Origin of the sequence: Sedimentibacter sp. B4 (genome assembly GCF_000309315.1) — a bacterium.
Lineage (GTDB): Bacteria > Bacillota > Clostridia > Tissierellales > Sedimentibacteraceae > Sedimentibacter > Sedimentibacter saalensis.
Genome location: NZ_CANG01000955.1, coordinates 114,689 through 129,547, shown reverse-complemented (window position 1 = coordinate 129,547; position 14,859 = coordinate 114,689). Strand labels below are relative to the sequence as shown.

The following is a 14,859-nucleotide window of genomic DNA, read 5'->3' as shown; positions in this document are numbered from 1 at the left end:
TGGTATATCGTGAATAAAAAGGAATCTCCTGTCTATAATAATATATATAGGAGGTTTTTTCCATGAGCATGATTTCAAACAAAGAATTGAGAATTAAAAATATATTAGAAATTTTCAAACATCCGCAAAAATCAGAAGAAAAAAAAGATATATACATAAATATAGAAAATGCAAAACGAGAGTGGGAAGACGCTAAAAACATATTTGAAAATGTGTCACAGCCTGATCTGGTTGACTATGCAATTTATAAAGTAGAAGCGGCAGAAAAAAAATATATATATCTGCTCAGACAAATTAAAAATGGTAATACAAATTAAAGGGTGAAAACTGTACGTTTACACCCTTTTAAAGTTCATTATATAAGTTCCTGATCAAGAGACTCAAATATTTCAGCCGAGAAAAAATCCTCCAAGGATATTTCTAAACCGTCACATATTTTTTTTATCAATACAATGCCGATGTCTTTTCTGTCCGAGTCAAAAACGCTATAGACTGTTGAAGGAGTAATTCCGGATAAGTTTGCAAGTTTGTTTACAGCAAGCCCCCTGTCGGAACAAATATCATTAATTCTATTTATTACTGCCTCTTTTACACACATAATATACCTCCCATTACAATAAACGACCTTTAAAAGTATTGTAGCACAACTTCGTCATGACGTATACGCTATAACGTATAAAATACATAAAATATCATAAAATATTATAAAATTTTATACAAATGGGCGAAAATCGTCTTCGTTTGCATAAATATTTAAATTGCGAATACATATTTACCAATATAAATCTGATTGATTTTATCTTCTATAAGTGGTAAACTTAAAAATATATTTTAGAAAGTGATGTGATTTAATGAATTTATCAGCAGAAATGTCTGAATTTATAGAAGTTGGGAAGAAAAATAAAGACAAGCTCTACGAACTGGATTACGTGAGATTTATAGCTTGTCTGGCCGTAATGATTGTACATATTACAGCAACAGGTATTACCGATTATATTCACGGAAGCTTTCCTCATTTAGTAATGCTGTTAATCAACAGAAGTTTGAAGTTTACCACTCCAATCTTTATTTTTTTAAGCGGCGTTACAAGTTTCTACAGCTACAGACAAAAGGAATTCAAGTACTTTTCTTTCCTTAAAAGAAGATTGACCAAAGTGCTTGTGGCGTATCTTTTATGGTGTGTCATATATTATAGGGCATATATAAAGATTGGATATTACACATGGGACATTAATTTTTTTATCACGAGAGTTTTCCAGGGGACAATGTCATATCATTTGTATTTCGTAATAATAATTGTTCAAATGTATGTTGTGGGACCTTTACTTTATTATATCCTTCGAAATACAGACAAAAAAGTTACTGTATTGATAGTTGCAGCAGTTATTACATTGCTGAGCGCTGAGTTTATAAGATATGAATTGTCAGACAGGCTTTTTTTAAAGTATGTTGTTTTTTATATGCTTGGTATTTATGTCACGCTGGAGAGAGCGCTATTTCTGTCCTTTGTTAAAAGACATAAGATACATGTGGTAGCAGGATATTTAATAACAGGCCTCGCATACACTGTAGTATCTTATTATGATATGAGTATATCAACATATGTCTGGTTTTTTTTCTCAGCATCATCTGTGTTCTTTGTTTATTATGTGGGACTGGTAATGAAGGAAGTGTTCAGCAAATACTACAGCTTCATAAAGCTGTTCGGACAAAGTTCATACTACATTTACCTAATGCATCCTCTTGTTCTTACAGTAATGATTTTGTATGCTGAAAACAATGGTATTTTGTCTGTTACAAAGAGACTTATACTTTATTCAGCAACTGTAATGCCTGTAACCATAATATCATGTCTTTTGTTTACAGCTGCAAGGAACAATATCAAGAAGAAAAAAAGAGCAAAGATTGCTGAAGCAGCTAGCTAAAAGATAAATATTGAAATTTATTTAACATTTAAAGCCATAAGTTTAGTAAGAAAACTTGTGGTTTTTTATTTTTATGAGCAAAAATCATTATGTTGAAAAATGTAGCAGAAATGTGTACAAAAAAGAAAATGCGTTTTTGATGATTAAATTTAAAGTGTATTCATAACTAGCACAAAATAACGTTTATTGCATATATAACGAACATAGGCGAAACGTATGCTTTTCAATGATATTCTGCTGTTTCAAGTAACTTTATGTTATAAAATTCTAAAAAAAGTAGCGTTATTGAAAGTTTGAAGCTAAAATAATTACCAATTCTTAATAAAAATATTGTAGAATTTTAGCAAAAAAATAACAAATTTCTATTGACATATTTGTCAATTAATGATAACATTCGCATATGCACTTGATGAATATACAAAATTCACGCAACGTCTGCGAAATAGATACATCCGGAGTATCTGACATACGTATGCAAATAAAAATGAGGAGATTAATCAAATGGCAGAAGAAAAAAAATTCAAATTAGGTCTTATACCCAGAATTATCATTGGTATCATATTTGGTCTTGTTCTAGGAAGTTTTGCACCAGTTTGGCTTGACAGAGTATTTGTAACTTTTACTTCAATTTTCGGAAACTTTTTAGGTTTTATAATCCCTTTAATAATTTTAGGATTTGTAACAGCCGGTATTGCTGAACTAGGCACAGGCGCCGGCAAACTTTTGGGAATAACAGTTGGACTTGCATATTGCTTTACATTGTTCTCAGGGTTTACAGCATATTTTGTAGGAACAAGCTTTTTACCTTCTTTTATTACTCCAGAATCTGCAAGCAGCATAGCTGAAGCAGCAGCTGACTTAGAACCATTCTTCAAGGTTGAGATGCCAGCTGTAATGGGAGTTATGACAGCACTGATTTTATCTTTCATTTTAGGTTTAGGAATTTCCGTGACAAAAAGTGAACCTCTTAGAAAAGCAGCAGAAGATTTTCAGAAAATTATATCTAAAGTAATTGAAAGCATTGTAATTCCATTGCTTCCGTTATATATAGTAGGTGTTTTCGTAAACATGACTTATACTGGACAAGTTACAACAGTGTTCTCTGTATTCTGGAAAGTATTCTTGGTTGTAATAGCAATGCATTTAGCAATGATTGTTATCCAATTTGTAATCGGTTGCACAATCAGTAAGAAAAATGTATTCAAATGCCTGAAGATTCAGATAACAGCTTATGTTACTGCACTTGGAACACAGTCTTCAGCTGCAACTATTCCTGTTAATGTAAATTGTTCAGAAAAAATGGGTATTTCCAAAGGTATCAGAGAATTCGTTGTACCATTGTGCGCAACAGTTCACTTATCAGGAAGCACAATAACACTGACTACATGTGCATTGGCTGTAATGATGCTCAATGGAGTTCCGGTAACCTTGACTGCATTTGCAGGATTTATAGCAATGCTTGGTATAACAATGGTTGCCGCACCTGGAGTTCCTGGAGGCGCTGTAATGGCAGCTCTTGGAGTATTGGAAACAGTTTTAGGATTTACAGAACCAATGCTTGCATTGATGATAGCATTGTACATTGCTCAGGACAGCTTTGGAACAGCATGCAACGTATCAGGAGACTAGGCGATAGCTATGTTAGTTGATACAATTCAAGGTAAACAATCAGATAAATAGTATTTAGATTAAGGCAATCTGTATTGGTAGTCATACAAAACAAATGACAGATACGGTATGATTTAAGGAGATAATAATGAGAGATTATAGTGTTTTTGATATAATTGGGCCGATTATGATTGGACCATCTAGTTCACACACTGCGGGTGCGGCTAGATTAGCTAAGATAGCAAGAACAGTAGCAGGCGGTAAAATTATAAAAGTTGATTTTATTCTTCACGGTTCGTTTGCAGAAACATATAAAGGACACGGTACTGACAAGGCTTTGGTTGCAGGAATTTTAGGTATGGATCCATGGGATGAAGACCTGAGAAATTCATTTGAACTGGCAGCTAAGGAAGGCATTGAATACAATTTTATTGCAGCAGATTTAGGAGATGTTCATCCTAACACTGTAAGATTTGTCATGACAAAAGCAGATGGCAATTTAGCAGTAGTTATGGGCTCTTCTATAGGCGGAGGCAATATAATTGTTTTCGACATAGATGGACAGGAAGTTGAGTTTACAGGCGAGCGCCCTACTCTTCTTACAAAGCATAAGGATATACCAGGTGTTCTTTCTCAGATAGCAAATATTTTGTATGATGAAAATATAAATATTGCCAACATGAGAGTGTACAGAAACGAAAAAGGTAAAGAAGCTACTATGGCTATTGAAACAGACAGCATCATTCCCGAAAAACTATTGGAAAAAGTAAGAGACATCAAAGAAATACATTGCGTAAATGTAGTTAATCCGATTATAGAAGGAGCGATATAACATGTTTGTTTCAACAGGAAAAGAAATACTTGACATTTTAAAAAATGAGAATATTACTCTTGCAGAATATGCAATAAGAGAAGAAATGAACAGAAGCGGGTTTACTCGTGAAAAAGTAATTGATAAAATGAGAGCAAACCTCAATGTTATGCGAAAATATTCTACAAATTCTCAGGAAAAAGAAATAGAAACAGCAGGAAACCTTATTAAAGGTGATGCAAAAAGATTGAAGGAATACTCAAGAAGCGGAAAAGCGCTGACCGGAGAGTTCATGGTTGATGCAATGTCAAGAGCTATGTCATGTTCTGAAACAAATTCAGCCATGGGAAGGATTGTAGCTTGCCCTACAGCCGGTTCTTGCGGAATATTGCCGGCAGTAGTGTTGTCTGTCGGAGAAAAACTTAATAAAACAGAAGATGAAATGATTCAGGCATTGTTTGTTGCCGGCGGAATAGGAATTCTAATAGCTAAGAATGCTACACTGGCAGGAGCAGAAGGCGGATGTCAGGCAGAATGCGGAGCAGGCTCTGCAATGGCGTCTGCAGCTGCTGTTCATATGCTTGGCGGAACAGCTGAGCAGGAAATGGATGCTGCAGCTATAGTAATAAAAAACATTCTTGGTCTTGTATGTGACTCAGTTGCAGGAATTGTTGAAGTTCCATGTGCAAAGCGTAACGTAGCTGGAACAGTAAGCGCTATAGCAACAGCTGACATGGTAATGAGTGGAATAACAAGCAAAATTCCGCTGGATGAAATGATTGTTGCTATGTACAAAGTTGGAAAGCAGCTGCCTGCGGAGCTAAGAGAAACATCACTTGGCGGAATTGCAGTGACTCCAACAGCTTTAAAGCTAAAAGAGCAAATTGAAAAAATGAACAAAATGGATTAATAAGTAAAATCCCCCCAAAAATAAAAACAACTCAGCATTCTGGCATGGATGCTGAGTTGTTTCTTATATTTTCTTATATTATTGTAGAGAAGTTTCGTATGCTCTCATAGCCTGTAGAGTATCTTCCAGGAGCTTATCAAGTTCCCAACCAAGCATGTTTGCTCCGTCTTGAATTGCATCTCTTGAACAGCCTGCAGCAAAACTTGGAGTTTTATATTTTTTCTTCAAGGATTTTAATTCCATATCCAATGTGCTTTTAGAAGGTCTCATAAGTGCTGCAGCACCAATTAAACCTGTAAGTTCGTCAGTTGCAAACAACACTTTTTCCATTGTGTGCTCAGGTTTTATGTCAGCTGGAGTCAATCCGTAACCGTGGCTTGCAATGGCACGGGTAATTTTAGGGTCTATTCCCTTTTCATTCAATATTTCCTGAACCTTCATGCAATGCTCTTCAGGATACATTTCAAAGTCAAGATCGTGCAATAATCCAACGATGCCCCAAAATTCAGCTTCATTCTCAAAACCTAATTTCTTGGCAAAGTATTCCATTACAAAACTCACTGTTTCTGCATGTTTCAAATGAAATTCATCCTTGTTGTATTCCTTTAATAAAGCCCAAGCTTCTTCTTTTGTAATTGTGTTCACAGTATCCCTTCTTTCCTTTTCTTAAAATATAAATTTATTTTAACTTATTTGCCTAATCATGTCCATATAATTTATAATATATATTTTTTGAATTATATATAAAATTATAAATAATACATAAATTGATAAAAAATAAATATGTAGATATTATGAAGAAAATCGAATCAAATGTTTTATTTTTTTAACAATTATAAAAAAAGCAAAAAAAATTCTATTTCTTTTTCATATAAGTGTCATATGTGGGAAACTGGAGCTTGAAATTTTAACATTTTGTCAAATTCGATTTTTAAGGTTGATTTTTGGGAGGCTTCATGTTAGAATGCAAAAGTCTTTGTGATAAGAAAAACAAAGATGCAAAATAATGCATAATAAGATAATATTAGCAGTGAAAAAACGTTGACTCATTAAGAACAATTTGTTAATATTGTATCGATAACAGAAATACGGTATAATCGGCAAAAGCCGTTATATATAAAAAATTATTGTAACTTTGGAGGGTGACAATGAAAAAATCAATATTATTATCATTAATGTTAACGATGTCTTTATTTGCTTTTGCAGGATGTGCAAAAGAAGAAGCACCGGTTTCAAATGATCCTGTTGTTGAACAACCAGCAGCAGAAGAGCCAAAGACTGAAGAACCAGTAGCAGGAGAAGTTGAAGTAACTGAAGATTCTGTAAAAACTGGACTAGCAGTTATTTCTTCAGTTGAAAAATCAGCTGATGCAGGCGAAAAAGACGGTTTAGCTCAGACAGATTCAGTTGTATTGGCAGTTACAGTTGATCAGGATGGAAAAATAGTTAAAGCTGCTATTGACACTGCACAAACTAAAATCAACTTCACAAAAGAAGGAAAAATTGCTTCTGACAAAGAAGCAGAATACAAGTCTAAACAAGAACTTGGAGCAGATTATGGAATGACAAAAGCTTCTTCAATAGGCAAAGAGTGGTTTGAACAAGCTAATGCTTTAGCTGATTACATGGTTGGAAAAACAGTTGAAGAAATAAAAGCTATACCTGTAACTGACACAGGAGTACCAACAGAAGCTGACTTAACTTCTTCTGTAACTATTAAAATAAACGGTTATGTTGCTGCAGTTGAAAAAGCAGTTGAAAATGCTGAATTTTTAGGAGCAACTAAAAATGATGAATTAGGACTTGGAGTAGTAACAACAATTTCTAAATCTAAAGATGCAGCTGCTGATGCAGAAGGCGTTGCACAGGCATACTCAACATTTACTGTAACAACATTCGATGCTGATGGAAAAATCACTTCAAGCATAATAGATGCATCTCAGTCAAATGTTAAATTTGATACAACAGGAAAAATCACTACTGATTTAGCTGCTGATGTATTGACTAAAAATGAGTTAGGCGACAACTATGGCATGAAAAAAGCTTCTAAGATTGGCAAAGAATGGTATGAGCAGGCAAAAGCATTTGCTGATTTCGTAGTTGGAAAGACTGCAGAAGAAGTAACAGCAATTGCAGTTGACGCAGAAGGAACAACAACTGATGCAGACTTGGTTTCATCAGTAACTATAGGAATAGACGCATTCCAGAACATAGTTGCTAAGGCTGCTGCTTCAGCAAAATAATAACTAGTAAGTAATTTAGGAGCATTTTCTTCAGGTTGACCTGAAGAAATGCTCTTTTTATTTATCTACTTGTCATATAAAATTTGACATGCAAATAAAATTATTATAGAATGAATAAACAGTACAGATAAGATTACATATACATTTAATAAGCCCAAGGTATTTTGCTTTGGGATTTTTTGACAGAGGTTATTATGGATGCCAAGAATAAGTCAAATTTAAAAACTATTTACTCATATACCCGGGGCTACAGAAAATTCATTGCCCTTTCTGCTGCTGCAACCGTTGTCCGCGTTGTGGCAGGCTTTACTACGCCTCAAATTATAAGCTTTACGGTCGATTCTATTATAGATGATGTTCCGTACAAACTTATTTCACCTTTGATGAAATTAATAAGTATGTCTGGAGGCAGAGAGGGGCTGAGGCAGAATTTGTGGCTCTGTGCAGCATTTGTAATTGCTATAGCCATCATTGCTTCTTTTGCTGACTTTATTGGCAGAATCTCAATTGCAAAGGCAACAGAAGGAACTGTTAAGACCATAAGAAACAAATTGTTTGAGCACATACAAAAATTGCCTTACAGCTGGCACATCAAAAACCAGACAGGCGACATCATACAACGGTCTACATCTGATGTGGAGGTTCTCCGTAATTTCATAAGCACACAGCTGTCAGAAATGTTCAGGACAATTATGCTTGTTGCAATATCCCTGGCACTGATGTTTCCAATGAACCTGAAGTTAACTTTGATGGTCCTTGTCTTTGTTCCTGTGGTCATTCTGTATTCATCCATATTTTACGGAATATTATCAAAAAAATTTCTTGTTGCTGATGAAGCTGAAGGAGCACTTTTTACGGCTACTCAGGAAAATTTAACAGGTGTGAGGGTTGTAAGGGCATTTGGAAGGGAAAAGTATGAAATAGAAAAGTTTTCAGAAAGAAATCTCAAATTTTCTGACTTGTGGGTGAAGCTTGGATACCAGCTGGGGTACTATTGGGGAATAGGAGATCTTGTAACAGGACTCATGGTTATGACAATTGTTGTTGCCGGAACTTATCAGGCTGTTAATAATGTTATCACTCTTGGAGAATTCCTTGTGTTTGTGTCATACACTTCAATGATTGCATGGCCTCTTAGAAGTTTCGGACGTATTCTCGGAGAACTGAGCAAGACCAAGGTCTCAGCACAAAGGATATGCGAAATATTAAGGGAGCCTGAAGAGCATGAAACTCCTGAGTCAGTTGAGCCTGACATGAACAAGGACATTGAATATAAAAATGTAACGTTTAAATATGATGGAAGTGTTACTGTCCTAGATGACGTGAGTTTTAAAATAAAGGCAGGAACAACATTTGCAGTGCTTGGAGGTACAGGTTCAGGAAAAACAACTCTTATGCACCTTTTAAACCGCCTGTATGACCTTCCGGAGGATTGCGGAAGCATAACAATAGGCGGAGTGGATATACGCAAAATAAAAAGAGAATATTTGAGAAAAAATATAGGAATGGTGCTGCAAGAGCCATTTTTGTTCTCACGTTCCATAAAAGACAACATAACCATTGTAAAAAGCAATGCAACTATTGATGATGTTAAGGAAGCAACATCAATCGCACAGGTTGATGAAGCAATAGAGGAATTTTCAAAGGGTTATGATACAATTGTAGGAGAAAGAGGAGTTACACTGTCTGGAGGACAAAAGCAGAGGGTTTCAATTGCTAGGATGCTTCTTCAGAAAACTCCTATTATGGTCTTTGATGATTCTCTTTCTGCTGTTGATGCAGAAACAGATGCAAAAATTCGTGAGGCACTTAAAAAAGACAAAAAAGATTCTACCATAATATTGATTTCTCACCGTATAACAACTCTCATGCAGGCAGACATTATTCTGGTGCTTGACAAGGGCAGGGTTGCTGATATGGGAACTCATGATGAGCTTATTGAAAGGGACGGCATATACAAGGAAGTATTCAATGTGCAGATGAACTTATCTGATGTTGATTAGGGGGAGTTTATGGAATATTACGAAGAAGATACAGGATATAAATCGATTAATATAAAGACGTGGTTTAAGCTTGGCAGGTTCTTTTTGCCATACAAAAAAAGATATTGGGAATTGTTGTGTTTATGCTTATTACGGCACTGATGGATCTTTCCATTCCATTGTTTCAAAAATATGCCGTGGATAACTTCATAGTCAGGGGTACCACTGAAAGACTGGACATGTTTATAATTGCTTACTGCGTAGCACTCATTGTTATGGCATCTTCAGTAAATATATTCGCCAGATATGCAATAGTTGTGGAAATGCACATAGGCAAGGACCTGAGGAAGGAAATATTCACTCACCTCCAAAATCTTTCCCTGTCATATTACAACACAACTCCGGTAGGTTACATACTGGCAAGAACTTTAAGCGATACAAACAAGATCGGCTCCATGATTGCCTGGGGTCTTGTTGATGTTTTCTGGTCATGCACATATGTAATAGGAGCATTTGCTGCAATGATGCTTTTAAATGTAAGACTGGCCCTGATTGTTATGGTTGTTGTTCCTTTGATGGCAGTTATTACATTGTACTTTCAGAAAAAAATGCTTTCAACAAGCAGAAAGTTAAGAAAAGTAAACTCAAAGCTTACAGGTCAATTCAATGAAGGAATAACCGGGGCCAGAACCACAAAGACGCTTGTTATTGAAAACAAAAACCTTGACGAATTTAAAGGCGTGAGTCTTGATATGGAGAAGGCCTCTCTCAGAATGGCAAATCTTAACGGATTGTACATTCCTATAATAGTTTTCTTTGGCTCGGTTTCAACTGCCATTGTACTGGCAAGAGGCGGATATCTGGCTATGGGCGATGTAATACAGATTGGAACACTGTCGGCATTCATATCCTATGCAATCAACATTTTTGAACCTGTACAACAATTAGCCAAGACATATACAGATGTTATTGCACTTCAGGCCAATGTGGAAAGAGTCACTGACCTCTTGGAGAAGGAGCCATTGATAAAGGACAGGGCTGATGTTGTTGAAAAGTACGGAGACAACATCAATCCTAAAAAAGAAAACTGGGAAGAAATAAATGGTGACATAGAATTTCGCAATGTTACTTTTAAATATCCTGACGGAGATGAAGAAGTTTTAAAAAACTTCAACCTCCACATACCGGCAGGAACAAATGTAGCTATAGTAGGAGAGACAGGAGCAGGCAAAAGCACTCTTGTAAACCTTGCATGCAGGTTTTTTGAGCCTACTGAAGGAGAAATTTTAATAGACGGCAAGGATTACAGGGATAGGTCCCAGCTGTGGCTTCATTCTAATATAGGCTATGTGCTGCAAAATCCTCACTTGTTTTCAGGCACCATCAAGGACAACATATGGTACGGAAATCTGGAGGCAACAGATGAAGAAGTAATAAGGGCCGCTGAAATAGTGTCTGTAAATACAGTTGCCGACAAGCTTGAAAAGGGCTATTTAAGTGAAGTGGGAGAAGGAGGAGATAAACTTTCAACAGGTGAGAAACAGCTTATTTCCATTGCAAGGGCAATTCTTGCAAACCCAAGAATATTTGTGCTTGATGAAGCAACTTCTTCAATTGACACACAGACAGAAAAATTCATCCAAGATGGAATAGATTATCTTCTTAAGGGAAGAACTTCATTCATAATTGCTCACAGGCTTTCAACAATAAAAAAAGCCGATATCATTCTTGTTGTAAAAAACGGAAAAATTGTGGAACAAGGAACCCACAAAAGTCTCATTGCCGAAAAAGGATATTATTACAAACTTTACACAAAACAGTTTGAAGAGGAAAAAACTCTCGAAGTTTTAAAATAGAATTTATCCAGATTAATATTGACTTGAAATGCTATTTGTGTTATTATCTTAATGCACTCTGTCCCAGTGAAAACTTGGTCTCGCGCAACAGAACCCTATGAATCTTGTCAGGTCCGGAAGGAAGCAGCAATAAGTAGACCGTTTTGTGTGACGCAAGGAAGCCTGGTTGGATCTCGGCAGGGTGCTTTAATTTAAAATTTAATCTGTAATCTATTAAAAATATTAAACTGTATCTTTTAAAGGGTACAGTTTTCTATATAATTTAATTAAAGTAAATTACAGGAGAATTATATGAAAGATAAAAATATAAAAGATTTGGTTTACACATCATTGTTTGCAGCACTTATCTGCGTTGCTACGTTCATAATCAAGGTTCCGTCAGTTGTAACAAACGGATACACACATCTTGGAGACGGTTTTATTTTTATAGCTGTTATTCTCCTTGGAAAAAGAAACGGATCCTGGGCAGGAGCAATCGGTGCGTCTCTTGCAGATATTATTGGAGGCTATGCTTACTATGCTCTTCCAACATTCATAATCAAGGGTGTCATGGGACTTATAATGGGAACAGTTATAGAAAGACTTCCTGAAACTAAAAACAAATGGGTGATGGGTGCAGCAATGGGCAGTGTATGGCAGATTTTCGGATACTACATGGTTGGCTCCCTCATGGTGGGCAACTTCATTACAACAATAAGCGAAATACCAGGCAATGTTATTCAGTCTGCTGCAGGAATAATTGTAGCTGTAATGTTTCTGGCGGTGTTTAAAAACACTCCAATTGGAAGAGAAATGCTTGAATCGTAAATTAAATTGTAATAAGTAAAATAAAATAGACTGTTGCATAAGTGTTTATTATCGTGTCATTCTGAGGGCTTTAGCCCGAAGAATCTCAGAATTTCAAAAGATGAGATCCTTCGCTATTGCTCAGGATGACATGAACATACTTAATGCAACAGTCTTCTTTTATTATGATTTTGTATGAACTTTGTGCCGCATTTTCTGCACGTTACTGATATTTTACCTCTGCCTCTGGGAGCGCGCATAATTTGCTTGCAGTTTGGACATTTGAAGTATTTGTAGTCTTTGCTGTCTTTAACAATGTTATATTTTGATTTTGACCATGTCTTCACAGGATTCCAGTATTTAAGAAACATGAAATTTTCCTTCTGCCTTGCAGGGATGTTTCTTGACAAGGTTCTGTAAACGCAGCCTATGAATATAGCGTAGGTTAAGATTGTCAAAAATTCAAGATTAAGGGCATCGCCTATAAATGTCAACACCATACCTGTTATCAGCAGGAAAAGTGTAAACTGATCGGTTCCGTACCTTCCGACCATAAAATTTCTAAAACCATTCATATGATTTCCTTCTTTCTAGTTGTTTGTCTGAGTTGTATTTTCAGGGTTTATGAACTCAGGGGCATATAATATTCCTGTCAAATCTGTTCCTTCCACATAGTTTTTCAATGCTTCGCCTTCCACAGTAATTCTTATGCTGCTGATTCCCGGTATTGTTGTAAATGTGTATGTGAAGGAATCAATCATCATCTGCCTTAAGTCATTTTTGCCGTTGTAGGCATTCATGAGGCTGTCAGTAAAATCCAATACAAGAGTTGTTCCCTGCATGGCTGCACTTTTTAGAATGACACTTTCAGGTATTGGATTAATTCCGTAAGGGATATCTGTATCCTTGTATGCATCGAACATTTTCTGAGCTTTGAGTTCTGGTGCGTCTGTTTCGCTTATTCCTGCCTGTTGTGTATCTATCTTGTAATCAAACAAGTAGTATCTTCCGTCAACTTTGTATGACATGTAAAGTACGTAGTTATCTTTTGCATAAGGCAATGAAGTAACATTGTCAATACCGTGAAAATATGAATCAACACTTTTGCGGTCAACTGTAAATGAAAGGCTGTAAATAGGCCAGTATCTTTTAACACCGAAAATAGTCTTTTTAAATGCTTCATAAGATAACAGTCCGCCGGTGCTTCCATTGTTGTAGCTTTCATAGGAACTTGGAATGTCTATTACAACATTTCCGTTGTTGTATGTGGTGTTTGTAACATCTCCTATAACAGTCCTGAGGCTTCCTGATTCAGGTCCGTTTTGAAGCTGTTCTATTGCCATTCTTGTCAATGATTTATCCTCAACAACAAATCTTGTAACAGGAATTAATGTGTCTGCGTTTGGTGTTGCAAAATAAAGTGTAAGACCTTTTTTACCGGACTGTGCTGCATTTGAAGCAGGGAAGTATGTTCCGGCTGTATCGTATGTAATATTAACAGAAACGGATTCATTTTCCTTACTAGCTATTAAGTTTGAACTGAACACAAAATTGTATGTTCCATCTTCAAGACCGAGGTTTTTCTGACTAATGTCAAGGGTTGTAACCATTGGATTGGCAGAATCAATTGAAATGGTCATATTAGTTGAAGGAGATACAAGTTCCAGGTTTTTAATATTTTCCTTAACCGGCACATTGCCCTTATACACGCTTACAGTAAAGATGCTGTCTGCTACACTTTTAAGTACTTCTTCATTTTCTGACTCATGTTTTATTGTTATTGATTCAGGATTTAAAAGCTCCTGTTTTTCTGTTGTGAGCCTTAAGGCGCTTTCTTCCACCGGCGTTTCAATTTCAATGGTTCCTCTGTAGTCTATGGGCGACAGGTTAAACAAGTATGTGGATGAAAAAAGTCCAATCAGTGCTATTATTAAAATATTGCTGAATATTTTCATATCAATACCTCAATTCAAATTATATAGATTTATTATATAACAAATCTTAATAAAAATAAATATATTTTAATTGTTACCTTCTGGGTGCCATCTTTCATATAATACAAATAAATATGTCGAGGTGGTAATATGGACAGAAGAGGTCCAGACCAGGAAATGATCAATAAAATGTATGATGCTATTGAATTGATATATATTTTAAACAGGATGACCAATGGTTCCTATTGCGATGATTATTCAAGAGAATACCTTATCAGCATGCTGGAGGACGTGGATAATTTGAAATACAATTACGACAAATACAAGTTCAGGGATGAGGACAGAAGAATTGAAGGAAGAGGTTTTGTTCATGGTTCAAGGCGATGTGACAGCTTAAATTGTGATAATAAGGGAAATTTTGTTGATAAAATAATATATTTTTTACAATCATTAAATGAGTAAATGAAGTAACAAATAAACACCCTTATGAATAATATATATCAAAATCAATTTTAGGAGGTACTATATGTTTAACAATATATTCGGAGATAATGGAGACAGCTTACTATTCTTCTTCCTGCTTTTAGTAGTTCTTGCTTGTTTCTCAGGTGATGACGGATTACTTGGCGGAGTAGGCGGATTTGGAGATAATGACAGCTTGTTATTCTTCTTCCTGCTTTTAGTTGTTTTGTTCTGCAGCTGCGACAAATTAGAAGGCGGACACTGCTAATAGTATCTGGCATAGTACATTGAATAAAACCTTCCAGCGCTACTGGAAGGTTTTATTGTTTTATATAAATTTTT

The 14,859-nt window shown here is 35.7% G+C and carries 15 protein-coding genes and 1 other RNA gene; 12 read left to right on the top strand and 4 right to left on the bottom strand.

The annotated features are described in order from the left end of the window. Positions 1–62 precede the first annotated feature (62 nt). On the top strand, positions 63–317 hold the full coding sequence (locus BN358_RS18520; protein ID WP_019230013.1) for a YaaL family protein: 255 nt from the start codon (positions 63–65) through the stop codon (positions 315–317). Between the two features lie 38 nt (positions 318–355). Here BN358_RS18520 and BN358_RS18515 read toward each other — a convergent pair whose 3' ends face one another. Then, complete coding sequence (locus tag BN358_RS18515; protein ID WP_019230012.1) at positions 356–598, bottom strand: helix-turn-helix domain-containing protein; 243 nt, start codon at positions 596–598, stop codon at positions 356–358. A gap of 253 nt (positions 599–851) precedes the next feature. Between BN358_RS18515 and BN358_RS18510 the strand changes: the two genes are divergently transcribed. The 4 genes from BN358_RS18510 to sdaAA all read left to right on the top strand — a co-directional run bounded on the left by BN358_RS18510 (position 852) and on the right by sdaAA (position 5,254). Further along, on the top strand, positions 852–1,925 hold the full coding sequence (locus BN358_RS18510) for an acyltransferase (RefSeq protein ID WP_019230011.1): 1,074 nt from the start codon (positions 852–854) through the stop codon (positions 1,923–1,925). A gap of 501 nt (positions 1,926–2,426) precedes the next feature. Continuing rightward, on the top strand, positions 2,427–3,554 hold the full coding sequence (locus BN358_RS18505; RefSeq protein WP_019230010.1) for a dicarboxylate/amino acid:cation symporter: 1,128 nt from the start codon (positions 2,427–2,429) through the stop codon (positions 3,552–3,554). Positions 3,555–3,681: 127 nt separating this feature from the next. After that, positions 3,682–4,365, top strand: a complete 684-nt coding sequence (gene sdaAB, locus BN358_RS18500) for an L-serine ammonia-lyase, iron-sulfur-dependent subunit beta (RefSeq protein WP_019230009.1) — start codon at positions 3,682–3,684, stop codon at positions 4,363–4,365. A 1-nt stretch (position 4,366) separates the two neighbouring features. Continuing rightward, positions 4,367–5,254 carry an L-serine ammonia-lyase, iron-sulfur-dependent, subunit alpha gene (gene sdaAA, locus BN358_RS18495; RefSeq protein WP_019230008.1) on the top strand — a complete coding sequence of 296 codons (888 nt, stop codon included), beginning with the start codon at positions 4,367–4,369 and terminating at the stop codon, positions 5,252–5,254. A gap of 78 nt (positions 5,255–5,332) precedes the next feature. Here sdaAA and BN358_RS18490 read toward each other — a convergent pair whose 3' ends face one another. After that, positions 5,333–5,899: a hypothetical protein gene (locus BN358_RS18490; RefSeq protein ID WP_019230007.1), complete on the bottom strand. Its 567-nt coding sequence runs from the start codon at positions 5,897–5,899 to the stop codon at positions 5,333–5,335. A gap of 503 nt (positions 5,900–6,402) precedes the next feature. On the opposite strand from BN358_RS18490, the gene BN358_RS18485 reads away from it, so the two are divergent. The 5 genes from BN358_RS18485 (at position 6,403) to BN358_RS18470 (ending at position 12,142) form a co-directional block, all read left to right on the top strand. After that, positions 6,403–7,497 carry a hypothetical protein gene (locus tag BN358_RS18485; protein ID WP_019230006.1) on the top strand — a complete coding sequence of 365 codons (1,095 nt, stop codon included), beginning with the start codon at positions 6,403–6,405 and terminating at the stop codon, positions 7,495–7,497. A 194-nt stretch (positions 7,498–7,691) separates the two neighbouring features. Further along, positions 7,692–9,500 carry an ABC transporter ATP-binding protein gene (locus tag BN358_RS18480; RefSeq protein WP_019230005.1) on the top strand — a complete coding sequence of 603 codons (1,809 nt, stop codon included), beginning with the start codon at positions 7,692–7,694 and terminating at the stop codon, positions 9,498–9,500. Positions 9,501–9,622: 122 nt separating this feature from the next. After that, positions 9,623–11,335: an ABC transporter ATP-binding protein gene (locus BN358_RS18475; protein WP_306461335.1), complete on the top strand. Its 1,713-nt coding sequence runs from the start codon at positions 9,623–9,625 to the stop codon at positions 11,333–11,335. 8 nt (positions 11,336–11,343) lie between these two features. Beyond that, positions 11,344–11,541, top strand: an RNA gene (gene ffs / locus BN358_RS24805) — signal recognition particle sRNA large type. A gap of 85 nt (positions 11,542–11,626) precedes the next feature. Further along, positions 11,627–12,142 carry an ECF transporter S component gene (locus BN358_RS18470; RefSeq protein WP_019230003.1) on the top strand — a complete coding sequence of 172 codons (516 nt, stop codon included), beginning with the start codon at positions 11,627–11,629 and terminating at the stop codon, positions 12,140–12,142. 140 nt (positions 12,143–12,282) lie between these two features. Here the strand turns inward: BN358_RS18470 and BN358_RS18465 are convergent, their stop codons facing one another. Then, entirely contained in the window at positions 12,283–12,696 is a 414-nt protein-coding gene (locus BN358_RS18465) for a hypothetical protein (RefSeq protein ID WP_019230002.1), read from the bottom strand. A 15-nt stretch (positions 12,697–12,711) separates the two neighbouring features. Next, complete coding sequence (locus BN358_RS18460) at positions 12,712–14,076, bottom strand: GerMN domain-containing protein (protein ID WP_019230001.1); 1,365 nt, start codon at positions 14,074–14,076, stop codon at positions 12,712–12,714. Between the two features lie 129 nt (positions 14,077–14,205). Between BN358_RS18460 and BN358_RS18455 the strand changes: the two genes are divergently transcribed. Both BN358_RS18455 and BN358_RS18450 read left to right on the top strand, forming a co-directional pair. Continuing rightward, positions 14,206–14,517: a hypothetical protein gene (locus BN358_RS18455; RefSeq protein ID WP_019230000.1), complete on the top strand. Its 312-nt coding sequence runs from the start codon at positions 14,206–14,208 to the stop codon at positions 14,515–14,517. 64 nt (positions 14,518–14,581) lie between these two features. Next, on the top strand, positions 14,582–14,785 hold the full coding sequence (locus BN358_RS18450; RefSeq protein ID WP_019229999.1) for a hypothetical protein: 204 nt from the start codon (positions 14,582–14,584) through the stop codon (positions 14,783–14,785). Positions 14,786–14,859: the final 74 nt, after the last annotated feature.